The organism is Pseudorhodoplanes sp. (genome assembly GCF_035565795.1).
In the GTDB taxonomy this organism is placed as follows: Bacteria; Pseudomonadota; Alphaproteobacteria; order Rhizobiales; family Xanthobacteraceae; genus Pseudorhodoplanes.
Window position 1 is genome coordinate 1 of record NZ_DATMRV010000234.1, and the last position, 19,756, is coordinate 19,756.

At 62.2% G+C, this 19,756-nt stretch carries 22 protein-coding genes; 9 read left to right on the forward strand and 13 right to left on the reverse strand.

Features of this window, described 5'->3' with window-relative positions:
- Positions 1–157: 157 nt before the first annotated feature.
- Positions 158–373, forward strand: a complete 216-nt coding sequence (locus VNZ93_RS20795; protein ID WP_325709737.1) for a hypothetical protein — start codon at positions 158–160, stop codon at positions 371–373.
- A gap of 2 nt (positions 374–375) precedes the next feature.
- Here VNZ93_RS20795 and VNZ93_RS20800 read toward each other — a convergent pair whose 3' ends face one another.
- A complete protein-coding gene (locus VNZ93_RS20800) occupies positions 376–768 on the reverse strand; it encodes a tautomerase family protein (protein WP_325709740.1) in 393 nt (130 codons plus the stop codon).
- A 60-nt stretch (positions 769–828) separates the two neighbouring features.
- Positions 829–1,629: an acetoacetate decarboxylase family protein gene (locus VNZ93_RS20805; protein ID WP_325709743.1), complete on the reverse strand. Its 801-nt coding sequence runs from the start codon at positions 1,627–1,629 to the stop codon at positions 829–831.
- A gap of 379 nt (positions 1,630–2,008) precedes the next feature.
- Here VNZ93_RS20805 and VNZ93_RS20810 point away from each other — a divergent pair, with 379 nt between their 5' ends.
- Both VNZ93_RS20810 and VNZ93_RS20815 read left to right on the forward strand, forming a co-directional pair.
- Positions 2,009–2,833: an alpha/beta hydrolase gene (locus VNZ93_RS20810; protein ID WP_325709746.1), complete on the forward strand. Its 825-nt coding sequence runs from the start codon at positions 2,009–2,011 to the stop codon at positions 2,831–2,833.
- Between the two features lie 323 nt (positions 2,834–3,156).
- Positions 3,157–3,873 (forward strand): SDR family oxidoreductase, encoded by a 717-nt coding sequence (locus tag VNZ93_RS20815; RefSeq protein ID WP_325709749.1) that lies wholly within the window; start codon positions 3,157–3,159, stop codon positions 3,871–3,873.
- A 4-nt stretch (positions 3,874–3,877) separates the two neighbouring features.
- Here the strand turns inward: VNZ93_RS20815 and VNZ93_RS20820 are convergent, their stop codons facing one another.
- Both VNZ93_RS20820 and VNZ93_RS20825 read right to left on the reverse strand, forming a co-directional pair.
- Positions 3,878–4,135 carry a hypothetical protein gene (locus VNZ93_RS20820; RefSeq protein ID WP_325709752.1) on the reverse strand — a complete coding sequence of 86 codons (258 nt, stop codon included), beginning with the start codon at positions 4,133–4,135 and terminating at the stop codon, positions 3,878–3,880.
- Between the two features lie 7 nt (positions 4,136–4,142).
- Positions 4,143–5,147 carry an isopenicillin N synthase family dioxygenase gene (locus VNZ93_RS20825; protein ID WP_325709754.1) on the reverse strand — a complete coding sequence of 335 codons (1,005 nt, stop codon included), beginning with the start codon at positions 5,145–5,147 and terminating at the stop codon, positions 4,143–4,145.
- Positions 5,148–5,647: 500 nt separating this feature from the next.
- Here VNZ93_RS20825 and VNZ93_RS20830 point away from each other — a divergent pair, with 500 nt between their 5' ends.
- Positions 5,648–6,736, forward strand: coding sequence for a Rieske 2Fe-2S domain-containing protein (locus VNZ93_RS20830; RefSeq protein WP_325709757.1), 1,089 nt, complete (start codon positions 5,648–5,650; stop codon positions 6,734–6,736).
- A gap of 16 nt (positions 6,737–6,752) precedes the next feature.
- Here VNZ93_RS20830 and VNZ93_RS20835 read toward each other — a convergent pair whose 3' ends face one another.
- The 3 genes from VNZ93_RS20835 to VNZ93_RS20845 all read right to left on the reverse strand — a co-directional run bounded on the left by VNZ93_RS20835 (position 6,753) and on the right by VNZ93_RS20845 (position 9,786).
- The gene (locus VNZ93_RS20835; RefSeq protein ID WP_325709760.1) at positions 6,753–7,877 is read right to left on the reverse strand and encodes a cobalamin-independent methionine synthase II family protein; all 1,125 of its coding nucleotides are present in this window, start codon (positions 7,875–7,877) and stop codon (positions 6,753–6,755) included.
- A gap of 91 nt (positions 7,878–7,968) precedes the next feature.
- Positions 7,969–8,991 (reverse strand): TRAP transporter substrate-binding protein, encoded by a 1,023-nt coding sequence (locus tag VNZ93_RS20840; RefSeq protein ID WP_325709762.1) that lies wholly within the window; start codon positions 8,989–8,991, stop codon positions 7,969–7,971.
- A gap of 45 nt (positions 8,992–9,036) precedes the next feature.
- Positions 9,037–9,786: a GntR family transcriptional regulator gene (locus tag VNZ93_RS20845; protein ID WP_325709765.1), complete on the reverse strand. Its 750-nt coding sequence runs from the start codon at positions 9,784–9,786 to the stop codon at positions 9,037–9,039.
- A gap of 263 nt (positions 9,787–10,049) precedes the next feature.
- On the opposite strand from VNZ93_RS20845, the gene VNZ93_RS20850 reads away from it, so the two are divergent.
- Positions 10,050–10,400, forward strand: coding sequence for an ArsC family reductase (locus VNZ93_RS20850; RefSeq protein ID WP_325709767.1), 351 nt, complete (start codon positions 10,050–10,052; stop codon positions 10,398–10,400).
- A 95-nt stretch (positions 10,401–10,495) separates the two neighbouring features.
- Here VNZ93_RS20850 and VNZ93_RS20855 read toward each other — a convergent pair whose 3' ends face one another.
- The gene (locus VNZ93_RS20855) at positions 10,496–11,461 is read right to left on the reverse strand and encodes a tripartite tricarboxylate transporter substrate binding protein (protein ID WP_325709770.1); all 966 of its coding nucleotides are present in this window, start codon (positions 11,459–11,461) and stop codon (positions 10,496–10,498) included.
- A gap of 107 nt (positions 11,462–11,568) precedes the next feature.
- Between VNZ93_RS20855 and VNZ93_RS20860 the strand changes: the two genes are divergently transcribed.
- A complete protein-coding gene (locus tag VNZ93_RS20860) occupies positions 11,569–12,153 on the forward strand; it encodes an NnrU family protein (protein ID WP_325709772.1) in 585 nt (194 codons plus the stop codon).
- 24 nt (positions 12,154–12,177) lie between these two features.
- Here the strand turns inward: VNZ93_RS20860 and VNZ93_RS20865 are convergent, their stop codons facing one another.
- Positions 12,178–13,137 carry an acetamidase/formamidase family protein gene (locus VNZ93_RS20865; protein ID WP_325709794.1) on the reverse strand — a complete coding sequence of 320 codons (960 nt, stop codon included), beginning with the start codon at positions 13,135–13,137 and terminating at the stop codon, positions 12,178–12,180.
- A 226-nt stretch (positions 13,138–13,363) separates the two neighbouring features.
- On the opposite strand from VNZ93_RS20865, the gene VNZ93_RS20870 reads away from it, so the two are divergent.
- Positions 13,364–13,540, forward strand: a complete 177-nt coding sequence (locus VNZ93_RS20870) for a hypothetical protein (protein ID WP_325709775.1) — start codon at positions 13,364–13,366, stop codon at positions 13,538–13,540.
- Positions 13,541–13,549: 9 nt separating this feature from the next.
- On the opposite strand, the gene VNZ93_RS20875 is transcribed toward VNZ93_RS20870, so the two are convergent.
- From VNZ93_RS20875 to VNZ93_RS20885, 3 genes are read right to left on the reverse strand one after another with little or no spacing between them, the layout of a single operon-like run.
- On the reverse strand, positions 13,550–14,338 hold the full coding sequence (locus VNZ93_RS20875; RefSeq protein ID WP_325709778.1) for an IclR family transcriptional regulator: 789 nt from the start codon (positions 14,336–14,338) through the stop codon (positions 13,550–13,552).
- Positions 14,339–14,354: 16 nt separating this feature from the next.
- Positions 14,355–15,557 carry an LLM class flavin-dependent oxidoreductase gene (locus tag VNZ93_RS20880; protein ID WP_325709781.1) on the reverse strand — a complete coding sequence of 401 codons (1,203 nt, stop codon included), beginning with the start codon at positions 15,555–15,557 and terminating at the stop codon, positions 14,355–14,357.
- A 12-nt stretch (positions 15,558–15,569) separates the two neighbouring features.
- Positions 15,570–16,370 carry an alpha/beta hydrolase gene (locus VNZ93_RS20885; RefSeq protein ID WP_325709786.1) on the reverse strand — a complete coding sequence of 267 codons (801 nt, stop codon included), beginning with the start codon at positions 16,368–16,370 and terminating at the stop codon, positions 15,570–15,572.
- 93 nt (positions 16,371–16,463) lie between these two features.
- Here VNZ93_RS20885 and VNZ93_RS20890 point away from each other — a divergent pair, with 93 nt between their 5' ends.
- Positions 16,464–17,615, forward strand: a complete 1,152-nt coding sequence (locus tag VNZ93_RS20890; RefSeq protein WP_325709789.1) for an ABC transporter substrate-binding protein — start codon at positions 16,464–16,466, stop codon at positions 17,613–17,615.
- A gap of 224 nt (positions 17,616–17,839) precedes the next feature.
- The gene (locus VNZ93_RS20895) at positions 17,840–18,109 is read left to right on the forward strand and encodes a hypothetical protein (protein ID WP_414710145.1); all 270 of its coding nucleotides are present in this window, start codon (positions 17,840–17,842) and stop codon (positions 18,107–18,109) included.
- Positions 18,110–18,130: 21 nt separating this feature from the next.
- On the opposite strand, the gene VNZ93_RS20900 is transcribed toward VNZ93_RS20895, so the two are convergent.
- A complete protein-coding gene (locus VNZ93_RS20900) occupies positions 18,131–19,660 on the reverse strand; it encodes an amino acid permease (RefSeq protein ID WP_414710146.1) in 1,530 nt (509 codons plus the stop codon).
- Between the last annotated feature and the right edge of the window lie 96 nt (positions 19,661–19,756).

The window sequence follows — 19,756 nt, forward strand, 5'->3', positions numbered from 1 at the left end:
TTGCTCGGCACTGGCATTTTCACCGGGATAGGGTTGCGGTTGCGTCGCCATCGCGGTCCTGGATAGCAACAATGTGTAAGCATTGCAGATGCGCCAGACCGTTTAATCAGCTTGCTCCTAGCAAGCTTTCGTTAACCTGAAAGGGACGGCACGCCGGATGCGCTTCCTAAAAATCATTCTCGCTTTCCTCGCGGGTCTGATCGTCGGCGAGGCGATCCCGATCGTCTGGTACATCGTCGCCACGAATTACTTCGGCCTGTTCGATCGTGACGGCGGCGGCGCGATGGGCGCGATTTTCCTCATGGGACCGGTCGCCGCGCTGATTGTCGGAACGATCGCTGCCGTCATCGCGGCAAGATGGACGGCCAGATAGACTCATGCCGGCTGTGACGGAGGCTCGCGATTCACATCCGGCATGATCGCGGCCATCTCCATTGCCTGACTCGCCGGAAGCTCCTGGATGCCGATGACGATCTGGTCGTCGGCAGCGCCCGTCGCAGCCTGCAGCAATGACCACAGGCGTTTCAGCAATTCGCGTTTGTAATCCGCGGATCGCCCGTCGCGGATGACGAGCGTGAGCGCTGCGGGCGCGGCCTGCAAACCCGCGGTGAATCCGCTTCCGGCCGCGTAATCCTGAAAGATCACATGCACCCAGTTTCTAGGCACGCCGGCATAGCCGGAATGCAGGCTTGTCAGTTGCTGCGCCAGCTCCGCCTTGCCCTTTGCATTGAGAACACCGGATTGCGTCGTCACCGTGTAAAGCGGCATCGGATGTTTCCCGAAGCATGAACAGCGACCCGGCGGTCTGTGCCGCCGGGTCGGCTGACATCAGGCGAGATAGTCTTTCAGGATCGGGAGGTCGGTGACCGTGTACCCCATGCTGAAGCGATAGCCGCGTCCGACACGCAGAGGCGCGATTTTGTGCATGTCCTCGCCGCGCACTTCGGGAACGGTCAATTCGGCGGAGCCGCTCCAGACATTTGCGAAGGACAGATCGTCCATCAGGGAGAGCGTCAACTCATCGACGGCCGGCTTGTCCCGGCGACCGGCGCTAAGCTGCGGGAAATATCGCCGGATGATCGTCGGCCGGTTGAACACGGTCGCGGGATTGGCAACCGGCGCTTCGAGCTGGATGCGGGCTGTCGCCAGCCGTTCGTCATGTGCCGAGACACTTGCGCCAAAGCGGCTTCCGGCCGCAAGCGGGGCCGCCGCGGCATTCAGCAGGGAGAAGGTGCGTGTCTGGAAAATGCTGCCGAGCTTCTTCGGATACCCTTGCGTCCACCCGCGCGCGAGGGCGGAGTCGTTGTCAACGAAAATGTACGGACAGAAGTTGACGGGCTTGCCGTCGAGCTGCGCTTCGATCAGGACGAACGCCTCGCGATATTGATAACGCGCGGGATCGGTCAGTTCGTCATTCGACCCGGTGAATTGCCAGTCGAGAAACCAGAAGAAGGCGCGTCCCTGTGAGGCCACATCCGGATCCATGCCGGGCGGGAGGAGGGCGGCAACCGCGGCCGGATCGGCCCAGTATTCGACGGCGATGCAGTCGCTGGAATAATGCCACGGCGGCGGCGGGGTGAGTTCGGACTGACCCTGCGGGGTGAGGGGTACGGTATATCCGTGCAGCATGTTCGTCGCCTCCTGCGAGCAAATCGAATTGCGTTGTGCGAAGGAGTAGACGACGGACCGGTCGAATCCGGCTTGAACGATCCTTTTGAAAATTGATCGAATTTGCTGCGTTCGATTGGCGAGCGCGCGCCCGCCTCGCACGAATGTCCGACTGCGTCACAGCGTGTGCGCGACCGATTTGTCTGCAATTGCAACATCGCGCGACGATCGCTCAGGAAATCCTGACCTTCATTCCTTCGTGATCGCCGCGACCATTGGTCCTTGGGATAGATCGCATCTTTGTCGAGGTGCACTATGTTCCCGTTCGGCCGGATGCCGGATCGGCTACTGACATACGCAACGGCATACGCAACGGGAAGCAATTTAGGGAAACAATTTCATGCCTACGATCACAACCAAGGACGGTGTCGAGATTTTCTACAAGGACTGGGGCAAGGGACAGCCGATCGTGTTCAGCCACGGCTGGCCGCTTTCTGCCGATGACTGGGACGCACAGATGTTGTTTTTTCTGAACAACGGCTTCCGCGTCATTGCACATGACCGGCGTGGACATGGCCGTTCGTCGCAGGTCCCGGATGGTCACGACTTGGATCACTATGCCGATGACCTTGCAGCGCTTACCGCGCATCTTGACCTGAAGAACGCCGTTCACGTCGGCCACTCGACCGGCGGCGGAGAGGTCGTCCGCTATCTGGCGCGCCGTGGCGAAAAGGATGTGGCCAAGGCGGCGATCATCTCCGCAGTGCCGCCGCTGATGGTGAAGACGCCGGCCAATCCGAACGGTTTGCCGAAATCCGTTTTCGACGATCTGCAGGCGCAGCTTGCTGCCAGCCGTTCGAACTTTTACTACAATCTGCCCGCCGGACCGTTCTACGGCTTCAATCGGCCGGGCGTGAAGGCCCAGGAGCCGGTGATCTGGAACTGGTGGCGCCAGGGCATGATGGGCGGCGCCAAGGCCCATTACGACGGCATCGTCGCCTTTTCGCAGACCGATTTCACCGAAGACCTGAAGAAGATCAACGTGCCGGTGCTGGTGATGCACAGCAAGGACGATCAGATCGTGCCTTATGTTGCTGCCGGGCCGGAATCGGCAAAGCTTCTGAAGAACGGCATTCTGAAGACCTACGAGAACTTTCCGCATGGCATGCCGACCACGCATGCGGATGTGATCAACGCGGACCTTCTGGCCTTCATCAAGAGCTGACATCGGTTGCGCGCGGAAAGCCGCCGGGCGTTCTCGATCGTTTGAAGCGACGCGATCCTGTCCCGTACGCGGGACAGGATCTCGACGCCGGGCCTGCGAACCCGCGGTTCGCGACACGGCGCGCAGCTCCGACAGGATTTTCGTGCCTTTTTGCGGTTTCCTGCGTGGGATAACCTTGGTCCCTTGTCCCGATCTGATGACGCAACCGTGATCGACGCACCTGCGATTGAAATATGATGATCATCATATATATTCGGCGTGACGATCATCATGCGTGGCGCGCAAGGACGCCGTGCTTCAGGCAAAGCGGACAGGAGACGACGATGAAGATTGCTGGTGCAACCGCACTTGTGACGGGCGCCAATCGGGGGCTCGGGCTCGCTTTCGCCCGCGCCCTGGTGGAGCGCGGCGCTGCGAGGGTCTATGCCGGTGCGCGCGATCCCGGCTCCGTCACGCTTTCCGAAGTCGTGCCGATCAAGCTCGACGTCACGAAGGATGAGGAGGTGGCCGCCGCAGCCCGGCAGGCATCCGACGTGACGCTGCTGATCAACAATGCCGGCATTGCAAAATTCGGATCGTTCCTCGCTGACGGTGCGATCGAAGATACACGCGAGCATTTCGAAGTGAATCTCGTTGGCCCACTTCGCATGGCTCGCGCGTTCGCGCCGGTGCTGGCGAAAAATGGCGGCGGAGCGATCGTCAACGTCCTGTCTGTCGCCAGCTGGATCAACAGCCCGCTGCTTGCGACCTACGGCGCGTCGAAAGCGGCGGCCTGGGCCTTCACCAACGGACTGCGCATCGAACTCGAAGGGCAGGGCACGCAGGTGCTCGGGCTCCACGCCGGTTTCATCGATACCGACATGACGCGCGAGATCACTACGCCGAAATCGAGCCCGGAAACGATCGTGAAAGAGACGCTCGACGCATTGGAACGTGGCGATCGGCAGGTTCTGGCCGACGAGGTGACGCGTCACGTCTATCGCGGGCTCACCGCAGAGCAGCCGGTATATCTGAGCGCGTTCAGCCGACCGCCTGCGTAACCGGTCAGCCGATCAACTGCGCGAGTTTCAGAGTTTCCATCGCGAATGCAGGGGCGAGGACATCGCCACCGCGTTCCGCCCCAGATGAGGTAATGCGCGCCAGTAGCGCATCGACCATCGCGCGATTGGCGGCGAGAAAGGCTTCGCATTCTGCGATGATGCGACAGCAATTGCCCCCGCCGTCCTCGGCATCGATCTGCGGCTCCTCTTGCTCGCAATGATCGCAACCGGAGTGCCCGCGACCATGTCGCGAGCACTCCATCCCATGATCACCCGATCTTCGCGAAGTTCGCCGCGATCCGCTGGTGCAGGAATTCGCTTGCAGTCACCGGCGGATAGACCTTGTCCGGTCCCTGCACGATGGCGTCGCGATTGGCCTGGCAGAAGAAAGGCAGCGAATAGCGCGACCCGAGATATTCATGGGCGTGCGGCATGCGCACGCGATGCAGCGTGGATTGCAGCTTGTCGTCGCTCCAGCGCTTCAGCATGTCGCCGATATTGCACGTGACGACGCCGTCTTCGGGCTCGACATCGGTCCAGGCGAGTTCGTCGGCTTCCTTGCCGGGGCAGAGCTGCAGGCCGCCCTGGTTCTTGCGCTGATGCAGAAGCGTCAGGCAGGCGTAATCGGTATGAGCGCCGGCGCGCCAGCCGGTGAAGTCTTCCGGCTTGGCATCGACCATCGGCAGATAATGCAGGAGCCGCAGCGTCGACTGGTATTCCGGCGATTGCGGATCGTGTGCGTCGGTGAAGAAGTCCGGTGCGAAGCCGAGCTTGTAGGCGAAGCAGCTCAGCACCTTCATGCCAAGCGCCCAGTTGGCGCGTTCGAACGCGAGCATGGTGGCCTTGAAGCCCGGCAGGTTGTCGCCGCCCGGCCAGAGGTTCGCCATGCGCGGCACCGTGATCTGGTAGCTCTCCTTGTTGTCGGCGGTGCCGGTCGAGGGCCGCACCTGGCTCTTGTATTCCCAGCCCCAGTTCGTGCCCTTGAGCATCGGCAGCTTGGCTTTCACCTCGTGCGGCAGGTCGAAGAAGCGCGCAGTCATCTCGAACGCCTCGTCGATCTGCGCCTGCGGGATGCCATGATTGACCAGCTGGAAGAAGCCGATCTCGGTCGATGCATTCCAGAGCAGATCGGCGATCTCGTGCTTGCGCTTTTCGAAGTTGCCGAGATCGATGCGGGGCACGTCGCGATGCTTCGTGGTGCCGAGGCCGCCGAACGTGGTTTCGCGGTTGAGTTCGGGCAGGTCATAGGTCGCAGGCATTGCGGATGGGGTCATGAAAGTCTCCACACGATGATTGGCTCATAGCCAGGGTTGCGGGAAGCAAGGGCCGACCGACGGAGACCGCGCTGCCTATTGTGCGAGCGGACCCGATCCAGATTTCGGGCAGGCGCGATCGGATCGCGCCCGTTCGAACACGGCTTGCTGGAAATCGGAAAAGGCTTCGGACAACGCGGCATTGCTGGCTCCAGAACGATAAAAATCGATCCTTGCCGAGCAATGTCCCGGGCGCACAGGCCCTGACCGCTTCTACTCGTGCAGCAACTTTATCAGCCAGGCGGCGACGGCCGAAGCCCGAAAAGGCGGCAGCGATGGCTCCGGGGGAATGCAAACCCGGATCGCCTCGAGCGGCTGCTTGCCGCCGAGATGCTGGACGAGCCCGCCTGCGCCGGCGGGGGCGAGGCGTCGACCGCCGCATTGCAGTGGCCCCTCATTGGCATAGATTGCGCTTGTGCCAGCCCGATCATTACAGGGCTTATGCAGAGCGGGACGGGCCCATGGACGAGGAGTGGATCGATCTCGGTTCGGCCGAGACATTGTCAAATCGGCCCGTACAGCGGCACCGCGCGGGAACGATCGATGTCGCGCTGACCTGCGTGAACGGTCAATTCGGGGCCATACACAACATCTGCAACCATGCCGGCGGTCCGCTGGGCGAGGGGACGCTCGACGGCGACTACGTCGTCTGCCCGTGGCATCAATGGAAGTTTCACCGCGTCACCGGCCTCGGCGAACCGGGTTTCGAGGACGATCGCGTTCCCGCTTTTCCGGTGAAGGTCGAGGCCGGCCGCGTGATGGTCAACGTGAAGGCCGGCACCGCGCGTCACCGCGCGCCGCACGAGCCGCATCCGCTTGCGCGTCCGATCGTACGCGCCGAAGGCCCCATCCGCGTCGCGGGATTGTCCACGACAGCGATGGATTCAAAGGCGCCGCGTTATTCCGGATCGGACGATCTGCTCGCCTCGGCGCTCAGGGCCGCCGCCGAAGACGGATGCGAGACGCGGCTGATCAAGCTGAACGATCTGAAGTTTCGCAGCTGCGAGGGCTATTACTCAAAGGCCGCGCGGGCCTGCACATGGCCGTGCTCGATCACGCAGATGGATCCGAAGGACGAACTCGACGCCGTGTACGAGGCGCTGGTTCATTGGGCCGATGTGATGATCATCGCGACGCCGATCCGGTGGGGGCAGGCGAGTGCGCTCTACTTCAAGATGGCGGAGCGGCTGAACTGCATCCAGAACCAGGTGACGACGCGCAACCGGGTGATGATTCGCAACAAGGTGGCGTCGTTCATCATCGTCGGCGGGCAGGACAATGTGCAGGGCGTCGCCGGACAGATGCTCGGTTTTTTCGCCGAGCTTGGCTTTCACTTTCCGCAATTTCCTTACATCGCGCATAGCCGCGGCTGGTCCGCCGAGGACATGGAGAACAATGTTCGCGATGTGAAGGAGTCGGCGCACTTGCACGATGGAGCGGCGGAACTCGCCCGCCGCTCCACCGATTTGTCGAGGCGTCTGTTGACGACGATACCGCCGCAGGCGCTGGAGCGCGGCGGCCGCAAGGCGCACGACAACCGCAAGGGTTGACGCGCGCCTTAGGCTGTTAACCCCAGAGCTGCTTGCTGGCCATCCGCGCGCCTTCCGCGAGGCTCTCGAACTTCGCCCACATCACCTGCGGGTGCACACGCTGTGTGGTCTCGCCCTGAGCGAAGCCGCAATCGGTGCCAGCGATCAGGTTTTCCTTGCCGATCGCGCCGGCGAAATTGACGATGCGCTCGGCGACGAGCTCGGGATGCTCCACCGTCGTGGTGTGGTGCGTGATGATGCCCGGGATCAGGATCTTGCCGGCCGGCAGCTTCTTCGTCTTCCACAGTTTCCATTCGTGCTCATGGCGCACGTTGGCGGCCTCGATCGAATAGGCGCCGGCCTTCACCTTCAGCATCAGGTCGGCGATGTCGGAGAGCTTGGCGTCGGCGACATGCGGCACATGCCAGCTGCCGAAGCAGATGTGATAGCGGATGCGATCTTCCGGGATGCCTTCCAGCGCCTTGTTCAGCGCCGCAACGCGCAGCTCGGCCCAGTCGTAATACTTCTTCGGGCTCTCCTGCGTGAGATGATCAAACATGTTCGCCAGCACGGCGTCGTCGACCTGCAGCACGAAGCCGGCCTTGATGATCTCGAGATATTCCTCGCGCAGCGCGTTGGCGATCGCGAACACATAGTCTTCTTCGTTCTTGTAATATTCGTTCTCGGCGTCGTAGCCGACGCTCGCGGGCGCCACCGCAGTGAAGAAAACGTCCTCGGTCTTGGTCTTTTCGGTGGCGGCTTTCAGCGCGGCGAGGTTGCCTCGTACGGCCTCGTGCCCGGTATAGGTGATCGGGCCGACGCAGGCATGGCCAGGCGAACCGGCCGCGCCACGCGGAAACTGCTCCTTCATGAAGTCGTTGAAGCGGATGCGATCGCGGCCGAGCCAGACCGCCTCATACATCTTGTCCGGGCGGTATTCGAATCCGCTCAGGCGTCCGAGGATGTAGTTGGCCCAGCCCGACTTGCCGTATTCCCCGTCGTTGACAATGTCGATGCCGGCCTTGGCCTGACGCGCGACAATGTCGGCGACTTCCGCATCGAGTTTCTTCTGATCGTTGGCCCTGACCGCCTCGATCGCCGCCTTCGAACGGACGAGGCTGCCGACATGGGTGGTGAGGATGCGGTTTTCGCTACGCTTCATTGCTCTGCCTTTTGAGGTTTCTTGGTGGAGGAAGTCTGAGAGAAAAAATGAGGCGCGGCCGCTCGCCGCGCCTCGGCTTGTCGTAGGCCTTCTAGTAGGCCGAGTTACGCTTTGCGACCGTCTTCTTCAGGTCGTCAAGCACGGCCTTGGGATCCTGGCCGGTCTTCTTCACGTCGGCCTCCCAGTTGGCGACGATCGGCTCTGCGGACTTGCGCCATGCTGCGAGCTGATCGGGCGTGAGGGGATAGACGTCGTGTCCCTGCATCGCTTTGATCTTCGCCTTGCCGCCGGACTCGTAGTCGGCCCATGGCGTTGCGATCTTCAGCGACCAGTCGCTCGAGCAATGCTCGTCCATCACCTTCTTCTGCGCAGGCGACAGCTTCGCGTAGGTGGCCGGGTTCAGCACCCAGACTTGCTCGGAGACATAGATCGGCGCATCGATGTGATACTGGGTCACCTTGTCGATGCCGAACAGGCCGACCGAACCCCAGGGCGAGCCCGCGCCTTCCGCCACGCCCTTTTCGAGGACGTCACGGATTTCCGGCGCCGCAGCCTGCACGTTGGTGGCGCCGAGCGAACGCATCCAGCTCGCGATCACCGCATTGGCCGGACGGAATTTCAGGCCGCTCATGTCGGTCGGGACCTGAACCTTCTTCTTCGTGAAGTGGAAGGTGCCGGGGTCGTGCGCGAACATGAGGCAATACTTGACGTCCTTCATCTCCTTGTCGGCATACTTGCGATACCATTCGTCCATCGCCGCGCTGCCTTCCTTCGAGTTGTTGAAGATGAAGGGCAGCTCGACGGCAGCCACGATCGGGAAACGCCCGGGCTCGTAGCCGGGATTGACGTGCGAGATGTCGACGATGCCGTCGCGCGCCATGTTGTAATGGTCGAAGGCCTTGCCGAGCTGCTGTGACGGGTAGATCGTGACCTTGATCGTGCCGTTCGATGCCTTGCCGATCGATTCAGCCCATGCGACTGCCGCGGCATGCATCGGATGCTGCGGAGGCACCCAGTGCGAGAACCGCAATTCGACCGGCTTGTCCTGCGCGGCGGCCGGCGCAACCAGCCCTAGGACGGACAAGGCCGTCATGCACAATAACGAATTTCTCATTTTGCATTCCTCCGATGTTATTTTCGTTGAAAAATGAGAACCAACTCATACAGCAACAAGGGTCTTGAACCTAATCAGCGGCGAGCCCGGAACGAGGTCGCGAGTCTGGTGGCTGCGCAACGCAAGTTCGAGATTGCGGCGCGCAAGCCGTGCGTGTTCGCGCATCAGCGACTCGGCGCGCTCACCTTCGCCATCCTCGAGCGCACGCACGACACAGCGATGATGATCCTGCGCCACAGTGAACAGGATGCGCGTTTCCGCCAGGCTTGCCTGCACATTCACGAAGGCCGATGCCGATGCGAAGGGCAGCGCGACGGCGAGTGCGATCTGTCGCGAGAGCACGGGGCTGTCTGCAAGATCGATGATGATCTGATGAAAGCGTTCGTTCAGTTCGACATATCGCGAGAAATTGTCGGTGGTGACGCCGCGACCGATCACGAGGTCGTCGAGTGCGGTCAGACAATCCTTGAGCGCTAACAAGTTCTCCGGCGTCGGCCGGCGTTCAGCCGCAAGCCGAGCGGCGAGCCCTTCCAGCGTGCCGCGGATCTCGATGGCGGCGTGGATGTCACGTTCGCCGAATGCTGACACCGCGTAACCGCCGGTCGGGATCGGATGCGTGAGGCCTTCCTGCTCGAGCCGCATCATCGCTGTCCGGATGGGTGTGCGGGACACACCAAGCCGCTCCGCCAGCGCGAGTTCGGACAACCGCTCGCCGGCCTTTACTTCGCCACTCAGAATGAGCTCGCGCAGCTTCAGCAGCGCAGTGACGTTTTGCGGGGAGGGGGCGTCCATCATTTTGGTTTGCTGTGTTCCTGACCGGCAGGCTGTATACAACATCGGCTCCTGTCAACCAGAAACAGGCGGAAATTCGATGGGTCAGGGTGTCGCGTCAGGGCAGATTGTATGCATGCCCACGATTCTGATGCTCGCCGGACTTGGGCGCGGGACACGAAAATCCGGTGCATCCGGCGAAAGCAGGCGTTGTCCACACCCATTGTCCGCCATGTTCGGGCGGGCGGGCGCACATGCTAGAGGTCGCGCAACTTGGAGTGCGCTGTATGACTGTGACGATCTACGGCATCAAGAACTGCGACACGATGAAGAAGGCGCGCGCTTGGCTCGACAAGGCCGGTGTCGATTACGCCTTCCACGATTACAAGACCGCCGGCATCGACAAGGCGCATCTCGATCGCTGGAGCAAGCAGGTGGGCTGGGAGACGCTGCTCAATCGCGCCGGCACGACATTCCGCAAGCTTCCCGACGCGGACAAGGAAGGACTGACGGCCACGAAGGCGATGAAGCTGATGATGGAGCAGCCGTCCATGATCAAGCGTCCGGTGCTCGAAACCGGCAAGGCGCTGCTCGTCGGTTTCAAGCCGGACGATTACAAGGCCGCCTTCAGGAAATAGCCCGCGCTATTTCGGCGGCGGCAGTTGTCCGCCCCACATGCGCCGCCATACCCACGCAAGTCCGTTGTGCGGCAGCAACGGCTCGGGAATGCCGGTCAGTTGATCTTCACGTTGCCGGCCTTGATCACCGGCGACCAGCGGGCGATCTCGGCGTCGATAACCGCGCGGAACTCGGCGGGGCTGTTGCCGACCGGCTCCATGTATTGCGTTGCGAGTTTGTCGCGCACCGTGCGTGCGGCCAGCGCTTCGGTCACGTCCTTATGAATGGCGGAGACCAGCGCCGGCGGCGTGCCGCCCGGCGCGATCAGGCCCATCCATGTGTCGGCCTCGACGTCCACGCCGGATTCTTTCAGCGTCGGGATGTTGGAGAGATAAGGCGATCGCTTCGGCAGCGAGACGGCGATGATCGTCACCTTGCCGAGATCGGAATGCGGCGTCACCGAAATCGCCGGCAGCACGGCCATATGCACATCGCCGCGCATGAGGGCGGTCATCGCGGCGGGGGAGGACGCGTACGGAATATGCACCATCTGCGCGCCGCTCTTCTGCGCGATCGCCTCCATCGTCAGATGCGAGAGCGAACCATTGCCTATCGAACCGAAATTGTATTTGCCCGGCTCCTTCTTCAGGAGCTCGATCAGGTCCGCGACCGACTTGACGCCAAGATCGGGATGCACCGCGAGTGCGCTCGGCATCGTGACGAGTTGGGTGATCGGGGCGATATCCTTCTGCGGGTCATAGGGCAATTTCGCGAACAGAAGCGTGTTGATGGCCAGCGGGCCGCCGATCGAGACGCCGATTGTCGTGCCGTCGGGCGCGGCCTTGGCCACGGCATCCGTTCCGGTGTTGCCGCTAGCCCCGGTCTTGTTCTCGATCACGAAGGCGGAAGCGGGATATTTTGTCTGCAACTGCTCGCCAAGGAGACGCGCTACAATGTCGGGCGTGGAGCCCGGTCCGAATGGCACGATGATGCGAACGGTCTTGGCCGGCCAAGTCTGTGCCTGTGCAGGCGCGAGTGCGCCGGTCGCCATGGCGATTGCGATCGCTGCAATCCTCAACATGAGTCCCACCCCGTAAAACTTGGCCGTCTGTTCGCCAGCGCGGGCTTGCCAGCCGCGTCGCGCTAGCCTTTACTGGAATTCCTCCGTACAGACTCAAGTAGCCACCGATGGGTCTTAGCACGCTCGTTTTCGGACTGATCGTTTTTTTCGTGCCGCATGTCTTCGTGACACGGCGCGACGCGCGCGCCCGGCTGATCGCCCGGATTGGCGAAGGCCCCTACAAGATCGCGTTCTCCATCCTGTCGGCCATCGGTATTATCCTGATCGCCTATGGTTTTGCGCGCTACCGCGCGAATGAATGGGTCAATCTCTGGTACCCGCCGGTCTGGGCCCGGCATCTTGCGCTGCAACTTAACTGGCTCGCCATCGTTTGCATCGTCGCGGCCTATATTCCCGGAAACATCAAGCGCGTGCTGAAGCACCCCATGCTGGTGGGTGTGAAGATTTGGGCCCTCGCGCATCTGATCGCCAATGGCGACCTCGGCTCGGTCATCCTGTTCGGATCGATCCTCGCGTGGGCGGTGTTCGACCGCATCTCGCTCAAGCGCCGCAGCGATCAGGGCACGCCGGACACCCGCAATGGCGGATGGCCGGCAGATGTCGTCGCGCTGGTTGTTGGTACGGTGATATATGCCGCGATCGTGCTGCTGGTTCACCCGCTCATCATCGGTGTCCCGGTGCTGCAGGGCTGAATTGCTGGCAGCGGACGGCGGTTATCAGGTCCGCTTGAGATAGGTCTTGTCCAGCATCACGTGCACGCCCTTGTTGCCGTTGACGATCTGCGTCACACGCAGATCCGCAGCGAGACTGCAGAGCGTATAGGCATCCTCACGCGAGAGCCCGGTGCGCGCGCAGATTGCGGCAATCATGTCGCGCAGGGCAGTGGAGGCGCAGACATCGAGATCGGAATCGAACGCCATCGTAATGAGGTGCGTGGGGGTTTCCGCATACGGCCATTCCAGCGGCTTGCTGCCGGCCTTGCTCTTGTGCAGGTGCAGTTCGAAGGTTCCGGACAAGCCTGTTTCGATCGCAGTGAGACAGACTTCACCGTCGCCTTGGGCACCATGACCGTCGCCGACCGAAAACAGTGCTCCGTCGACATGGATCGGCAGATACAGTATGGCGCCCGGCACCAGTTCCTTGTTGTCGATATTGCCGCCATGGCTTCCGGGCGGGACCGACGAGACAGTGCCCAGCGTGGGCGATGGCGCAACACCCATCACGCCGAAGAACGGGCGCAGCGGAATATCGGCACCCCACGGCAGACGCCCGACCTTCTTCTGCTTGTCGAGACCGATGAAGATGAGGCGCTGTTCTGTGAAGTCGTCCGGCAGTCCACCGGCGCCGGGGAGGATCAGGTTGAATCCCCAGTCGTCGAGAAGCTCGACCGCCTTGATGCGCACCTCCAGTATATCGCCCGCCTTCGCGTCGCGAATGACCACCGGACCGGTGCAGATATGCGGCCCGAGTTTAGGCTCGAGCTTGCCGTGAATGGCCGACAGCGCCGGCGCGATCGTGAACCCTGAATCGGCTGCGGGCAGCATGCCGGCGAGTCCCGAGACGGTGGTGATCGTCACCGTGTCGCCGCTGTCGATCGTGAGTGCCGGAGATAGTCTTGCGTCGAAATGGCCCCAGTGGACGGTGTCGGGCGAAGCCTCAAGACGATGGTGAGCCATTGTAATCGCAAACTCCTCATTGCCAGACCCGCCGACCTCGACGGCTGCCATATCGTGATCATTTTATGAAAAATTTCTACGGGTTTAATCCCTGTCCAATTCTGTGCATATCTCGCGAATAAAATCGAACATGCCGCGATGTTAAGACTGCGCTAACCGTCCAGGCCCGCACATGCGACCCCGCGCGACGGCAAAAGCATTTGCCAGGCGCAATTGGACATGATGGATGCAATACGAGATCGTCAAACAGGAAGATTGCTACGTCATTATCGTCGACGGACAGAGCGTCATGAAGCTCAAGAGCCGACGCCAGGCAGTCAAACTCCTCACGGCTGTTCTGGAATCGCAGGACCCGGCGGAACGGCCGGCGTCGAGGGCCGCCGCGGCCGGAGGCGGACGGTGAGAGGGCGCGTCAGGTTTTTGCGGCGGCATTCAGCTTGCGCGCCGATGCATGCAGCTGCTCCACGATCATGTCGTCGATCTCGGCGCTATAGCGGCTTTCCGGCAGCGCCACATTGATAGCGCTTGTGACCTTGCCGTCCGTGAATAGCGGCACCGCGACGGCGATAATGCCGGCGATATATTCTCCGAACGATCGTGAGACACCCGTCTTCCTGATTTCGTCGAGCTGTTGCATCAGGTCGCGCGGCCGCAAGACCGTGGCGCCGGTATAGGGACGCAGTTCGGTCCGCGCGAGATAGTCTTTGAGTTCTGCGGGCTCCATGTGGGCGAGCACGGCTTTTCCGCAGGAGTTCGCGTAGAGCCTGACGCGTTCACCCTGATGCATTCTGAAAGCCAGCGCCTGGCGGCACGGTTCAGTCTCGATGCATTCGATGAAATCGTCGCGCCGCTCGTAATAGCCCGATGTCTCGTTCAGACGTGCTGAGATGTCGCGCAGCACGGCGACGAATCGTTCGCCGGCGCCGCGGGATCGGGTCACCTGAACGGCAAGGCGTTCGCTCGCGAGGCCGAGCCGGTAGCCGCCGCGCTGGTCGATATGCTCCAGATATCCTCGCCGTACCAGCGTCCCGAGCAGCAGCGAAAGCGAACTGCGCGGGATGCCGAGCTGCTGAGACATCTCGGGGAGAGATGGCGGTGATGGAGCGTGTGCAACGAATTCCAGAACGTCGAGAGCGCGGTCGGCGGATTTTGTCGGCGACGATTCCGTTCCTGTCTGCGCTCTTGCTGCCTTTTTCTGCACGCGTCCGCCGCCTGGGTTATGCGACCCGCTGCGCCGGGTCGGGGATACCGAGCTCTTTCAGTCTCGGGAGAACGTCCCTTGCGAACAGGCGCAGGCTGTCCGTCGTTTCCGCGTGGGACAAATCACCGCCCTGCATCATAGCAAGAAGGCTGCCGAAACCGCCAACGGATTGATGAAACTCGCGGATCTGCTCAAAGACCTGATCAGGTGTTCCTGCAAATCCCATTCCCGAATCCAACAGATTTCGAACCGGTCCTGTCGAGGGATTGAAAGCATTGCCGCTGCGTCCGACCGTGTGGTGGGTCCAGCTCGATTTGTTCGGATGCCGCTTCATCATCGCGACATTCGCCGCAATCGGATTGAAGCCTGGTGGGTTGAGATATTGTTCCGGCGTCTGGCCCGAAGACCAGACCCAGCCGCGCACCTTCGACAGTCTTTCGTATCCTTCCTCTTCCGTGTTGCCGACGGCGACGAGGCACAGATAGGCGAACCGATCCAGCCCGGGCGCCGGTCGGCCCAGTTCGGAGTAGCGCTTGCGGTAGGCGTTGAAGATGCCGACGGTCATGTTGAAGTCGAGGCTGGCGGCGCAGACATAGCCGCGATCCGCCACTTCAACCGCACTGAATGGCGAGAAGCAGCTGACCCAGATCGGCGGGTGCGGCTCCTGGTAGGGGCGCGGCAAGATATTGACCTGGCGATAGTGGAAGTGCTCGCCCTCCCAGTTGAAGGGGCCTTCGCGGTTGGACATTGCCTTGACGATCAGGTCGTGCGCTTCCCAGTAACGGGAATTCACGCCCGCGGGGTTCATGTTCGAGGGGGCGATCTCGGCCGGATAGCCCTTGAGCAGGCCGAGATCGAGCCGCCCGCGCGACACGACATCGATGAAGGACAGTTCCTCCGCGACCATGATCGGGTCGCGGCGAACGCCGATGGTTGCACCAAGAGCCAGCAAGCGGGCTTTCCTCGTCTGGCGTGCCATCATTGCGATGGTGGGGATGCAGGACGGGACGACACAGGTCGTCGTCGATCGATGTTCGTTGAACATCAGGTCGAAGCCGAGTTCGTCCGCCAGCATGTATTCGTCGAGACGCTGGTTCAGCAGGTCCGCGCCAAGCTTCGGATCGTAATATTTGTTTGGCAGGCTCACCCGGATCGGCTCGCGCTCGGCGTGTTCCCAGGCGGCGGGGTAGGGCATTTCCGAGAAATGATAGACGCGCATTATGGGACCTCTTCAGACAGCGACGACACTGGGCTTGCGGCTTGCGCCCGAGGCGATCACCGCTGTCACGAAGTCCGCGGGAGCATCGAGGTGCGGATGGTGTCCGGCGCCATCGATCGTCAGCAATTCGCAATCGGGGATTTCATCGACATAGGCCTCATGGTTGCGCCGTGCGATGACGCGCTCGTCCGCTCCGCGCAGGAGCGTTACCGGCACGTTGATCCGGTGCAGCCATTGTCGCAGTGACGGGTTGTGCATGTACGGCTCCCAGCCGTAATGCGCTTCCGCCTCGCGTCCGCGCGCCAGAATCGTGAGTTCAGCGTCGGTCTTGCCGCTGTAGTCGATCGACGCGTAGGCCGGCGTGTTGAATTCCAGAGCGGCGCGCTGCTCGGGCGACATGGCATGAACGTCGACGAAATCCCGCTCCTCGCGTCCGCCGACCTTGATCCCGAACGGGCTCACCAGCACGAGGCGCGATAGCGGGGCGGTCGTGCGGATTGCGATCTCGCTCGCGATCCAGCCTCCAAGACCTGCCCCGACCAGCACGACATCGTGCAGTCGCCATTGTGCGATGAGGTCGAGATAGAAATAGGCGATGTCACTGACGCTGCGGAACGAGCGCGGCCGCGGCAGCGATCCGAAACCCGGATGGAATGGAGCGATGACCCTGAACCGCTCTCCGAGTCGCTCAAGATATTCGGTCGAATGCGTATTCGGACCGGCGCCTGAATGCAGAAAGAGAAGAGGTGAACCGTTTCCGCATTCGAGAACTTCGGTTTCAGGTCCCCGGACGCGCACAACCTGGGTTTTCAAGAGGCTCCTCCCACAAGTTCATTATATTGAACTTGTCTATGATTTTGAACTATGCTTTGCTTGCGGTCAACCAAAAGCAGCCAGGAGGAGAGCGTGCGAAACTTTGCTGTGAGGATCAGTCTGCTCGCCGGTGCATTCGCCATCGGCATGGGAAGCGCGTCCGCTGACGTAAAGATCGGAGTGGTGTTGCCGTTGACCGGACCAATTTCCGCACTTGGCATTCCGATCAAGAAGGGCATCGAGCTCATGCCGCCGGAAGTCGCAGGCGAGAAGGTGCAGCTCATTTTCCTCGACGACGCGTCCGATCCTTCTGCCGCCGTGCGCAACGCGCAGAAGCTCATCACCGACGAAAAAGTCGATCTGTTGATCGGCGGCGCCGGAACTCCTGCTGCGCTCGCCATGGCTGCCGTGGCCTCGCGCGAGCAGGTTCAACTGATCTCGCTCGCACCCGCAGTCTACGCGGCAGACAATTCCAAATGGCTCGTCACCATCCCGTCGCCCGCGAATTTGTGGGTTGGCGCTCTGGTCCGCGACATGAAAAAGAAGAACGTGAAGACCGTTGCGTTCATCGGCTTCAGCGATCCGTTCGGCGATCTCTGTTTCAATGCGCTGAAGGACGTCGCCGCGAAGGAGGGACTGTCCATCGTCGCGAGCGAACGCTTCGCCCGATCCGATACCAGCATCACCGGCCAGATCCTCAAGATCATGGCTGCCAAGCCGGATGCTGTCTTCGTTGGAGGCTCGGGCACGCCGGGCGCTCTGCCGCACATCACGCTTTCGGAGCGCGGCTACAAGGGGCCTGTCTACAACACGCCCGGAGTCTTCATGAAGGACTTCCTGCGTCTCGGCGGCAAGGCGGTCGAAGGCGCGATCGCCGCGACCGGGCCGGTCGGTGCTTTCTCTCAATTGCCCGACGGCGTTCCGAGCAAGAAAGTGTCTGCCGATTTCGTTCGTGAATTCGAAGCCAGGAACGGAGTGGGGAGCTGGAACAGCGTTGCCGCTTATGGCTATGACGGCTCGCGGGTCATTGCGAGCGCAATTCCAGGCGCCCTGAAAAAAGCCAAGCCGGGTACGCCGGAATTCCGTGCCGCCCTGCGCGATGAAATTCGCGCGCAGCGCGAGGTGGTCGGCACCAGCGGCGTGTACGTGTTCCGCGACGGCAATTCCTACGGCGTCGATGATCGCGCCGTGATCACGGTGCAGATCAAGGACGGGGACTGGAAGCTGCTCGACTTCACGAAGTGAGTACCGGCTGACGCCGGTGCTGCCGTTCAAGTACCGCCGATGCCGGCATCCCGTCGGCGTCGGCATATCGGCTTTACCGGCGGTACGCTTCCCATCGTCGGTCCAATCCGCTACCCGCTGTCCCGACAGGGCCCGTTAGGCCCGCCCGGAGTTCAGCCATTGTTCCAACAAGAGCTTGGGGTTTTCGTCCTGACACCCCACATGCGCGCCCGTCGATACCCGACGTGCCGACCATGCAGGAACTCGGCTTCGCCGATTTCGACCTTGCGCAGTGGCATGGCGTCGCCATCAAGTCCGGGACCCCGCGCGCCATCACCGAGCGCTTCAACAGTGAGATGCGCGCGATCCTCGCGACGCCCGAACTCGCCAGGCTGATGGAGACGCTCGGCGCCGAGAATGGCGCCGGCACGCCGGAGGAATGGGGCGCTTTTTACAACGCCGATATCGCGAAGTACGAAGCGCTGATGAAGAAGCTCGACATCAAGATCGAGTAGCGCTTCGCCGCGACGGCGCGATCAGATGCCTGATCGCGCCGGGCTGCCGGCGGCGCCGCCGGCGTCGGCAGGTATCGCGGCCGCGCGGGCTCGGCTGTTGCGGACGCCGTAGAAGAAATAGATGCACAGCCCGATCGCGGCCCAGATCACGAGGCGCAGCCAGGTGTCGCCCGGCAGACCCAGCATGAGCAGGATGGCGGACAGAGCGCCGGCGGGCGCCACGAGCCAGATGGCCGGTGCCTTGAACGAGCGCGGCATGTCCGGCTGCCGCACGCGCAGCACCAGCACGCCGATGCAGACGATGGCGAACGCCATCAGTGTGCCGATCGAAACCAGCTGCGCGACCATGTTGATCGGCAACGTGCCCGCGAAAACCATGACGACGGCTGCGATCAGCAGCGAACTCACATAGGGGGTGCGAAAGCGCGGATGAATCCGTGCGCCCCATGCCGGCAACAGTCTGTCGCGCGACATCGAGAAGAAGATGCGCGCCTGGCCGAGCAGCAGCACAAGGATCGCCGAAGTCAGGCCGAGCACCGCGCCCAGCTTCACCAGCGGCTCGAGCCAGGTCAGCCCCGTCGCGTCGATGCCGACGGCAATCGGATCGGCGACGTTCAGCCGGTCATAGGGGACGATGCCGGTGAGCACCATGCTCACGAGGACGTACAGAACGCCGCAGATGAGAAGCGAGCCGAGGATGCCGATCGGCATGTCCCGGCGCGGGTTCTTCGCCTCCTGCGCCGCGGTCGAGACGGCGTCGAAACCGATATAGGCGAAGAAAACGATCGCCGCGCCCCGCAGCACGCCGCTCCAGCCGAACACGCCGGAGCCTTCGTTCGGCGGAATGAAATCGCCCTTGGGATTGGCCGCGGTGACCCAGTTGCTGGTGTCGAAATAGAACGCGCCAGCGACGATGAACAGGACCACGATCGTCACCTTGATCGCGACGATGATGTTGTTGACGCGGGAGGATTCGTTGGTGCCGACGATCAGCAGGGCCGTCATGGCGGCGATGATCAGCATGGCCGGCAGGTTCACCAGCGCGCCGGTCAAGGACCAGACGCCGGTCGTCGCGTCATAGGCCAGCGGTGAGGACGCGAGCCGCGGCGAGATCGGCAGTCCGACGTCGCTCAGGAAGCTCACGACATAGCCGGACCAGCCGATGGCGACGGCCGTTGCGCCGAACGCATATTCCAGGATCAGATCCCAGCCGATGATCCAGGCGACGAACTCGCCGAGCGTGGCGTATGAATAGGTATAGGCGCTGCCCGCGACCGGGACGCTGGCCGCCATCTCGGCATAGCAGAGTCCGGCAAGCGCGCAGACCAGCGCGCTGAGCAGGAATGACAGCGAGACCGCAGGCCCCGCATTGGTCGCGGCGGCATTGCCGGTCAGGACGAAGATGCCGGCGCCGATGATGCAGCCGATGCCGAGCGCGACGAGGCTTGACGCGGACAGCGTGCGCCGGAGTGCGGAACGGCTCTCGCTCTCCGCCTCCCGTTTCAGGTCGGTGAAGGATTTCCTGACGAACAGATCGGTCACGCGGCGCATTCCCCCCGGCAGCGATGCGACAGGCACCAGCTCCTGCCGAGACGCCTGCGGCCGTCATGGGCGGCCGGAACGGACCGTAGCGGCGCGCTCGTTAAT

What these genes read in the sequence shown, in the direction of transcription:
- VNZ93_RS20795 (WP_325709737.1), top strand. Translation starts at nt 158, where the DNA reads ATGCGCTTCCTAAAAATCATTCTCGCTTTCCTCGCGGGTCTGATCGTC.
- VNZ93_RS20800 (WP_325709740.1), bottom strand. Translation starts at nt 768, where the DNA reads ATGCCGCTTTACACGGTGACGACGCAATCCGGTGTTCTCAATGCAAAG.
- VNZ93_RS20805 (WP_325709743.1), bottom strand. Translation starts at nt 1,629, where the DNA reads ATGCTGCACGGATATACCGTACCCCTCACCCCGCAGGGTCAGTCCGAA.
- VNZ93_RS20810 (WP_325709746.1), top strand. Translation starts at nt 2,009, where the DNA reads ATGCCTACGATCACAACCAAGGACGGTGTCGAGATTTTCTACAAGGAC.
- VNZ93_RS20815 (WP_325709749.1), top strand. Translation starts at nt 3,157, where the DNA reads ATGAAGATTGCTGGTGCAACCGCACTTGTGACGGGCGCCAATCGGGGG.
- VNZ93_RS20820 (WP_325709752.1), bottom strand. Translation starts at nt 4,135, where the DNA reads ATGGAGTGCTCGCGACATGGTCGCGGGCACTCCGGTTGCGATCATTGC.
- VNZ93_RS20825 (WP_325709754.1), bottom strand. Translation starts at nt 5,147, where the DNA reads ATGACCCCATCCGCAATGCCTGCGACCTATGACCTGCCCGAACTCAAC.
- VNZ93_RS20830 (WP_325709757.1), top strand. Translation starts at nt 5,648, where the DNA reads ATGGACGAGGAGTGGATCGATCTCGGTTCGGCCGAGACATTGTCAAAT.
- VNZ93_RS20835 (WP_325709760.1), bottom strand. Translation starts at nt 7,877, where the DNA reads ATGAAGCGTAGCGAAAACCGCATCCTCACCACCCATGTCGGCAGCCTC.
- VNZ93_RS20840 (WP_325709762.1), bottom strand. Translation starts at nt 8,991, where the DNA reads ATGAGAAATTCGTTATTGTGCATGACGGCCTTGTCCGTCCTAGGGCTG.
- VNZ93_RS20845 (WP_325709765.1), bottom strand. Translation starts at nt 9,786, where the DNA reads ATGATGGACGCCCCCTCCCCGCAAAACGTCACTGCGCTGCTGAAGCTG.
- VNZ93_RS20850 (WP_325709767.1), top strand. Translation starts at nt 10,050, where the DNA reads ATGACTGTGACGATCTACGGCATCAAGAACTGCGACACGATGAAGAAG.
- VNZ93_RS20855 (WP_325709770.1), bottom strand. Translation starts at nt 11,461, where the DNA reads ATGTTGAGGATTGCAGCGATCGCAATCGCCATGGCGACCGGCGCACTC.
- VNZ93_RS20860 (WP_325709772.1), top strand. Translation starts at nt 11,569, where the DNA reads ATGGGTCTTAGCACGCTCGTTTTCGGACTGATCGTTTTTTTCGTGCCG.
- VNZ93_RS20865 (WP_325709794.1), bottom strand. Translation starts at nt 13,137, where the DNA reads ATGGCTCACCATCGTCTTGAGGCTTCGCCCGACACCGTCCACTGGGGC.
- VNZ93_RS20870 (WP_325709775.1), top strand. Translation starts at nt 13,364, where the DNA reads ATGCAATACGAGATCGTCAAACAGGAAGATTGCTACGTCATTATCGTC.
- VNZ93_RS20880 (WP_325709781.1), bottom strand. Translation starts at nt 15,557, where the DNA reads ATGCGCGTCTATCATTTCTCGGAAATGCCCTACCCCGCCGCCTGGGAA.
- VNZ93_RS20900 (WP_414710146.1), bottom strand. Translation starts at nt 19,660, where the DNA reads ATGCGCCGCGTGACCGATCTGTTCGTCAGGAAATCCTTCACCGACCTG.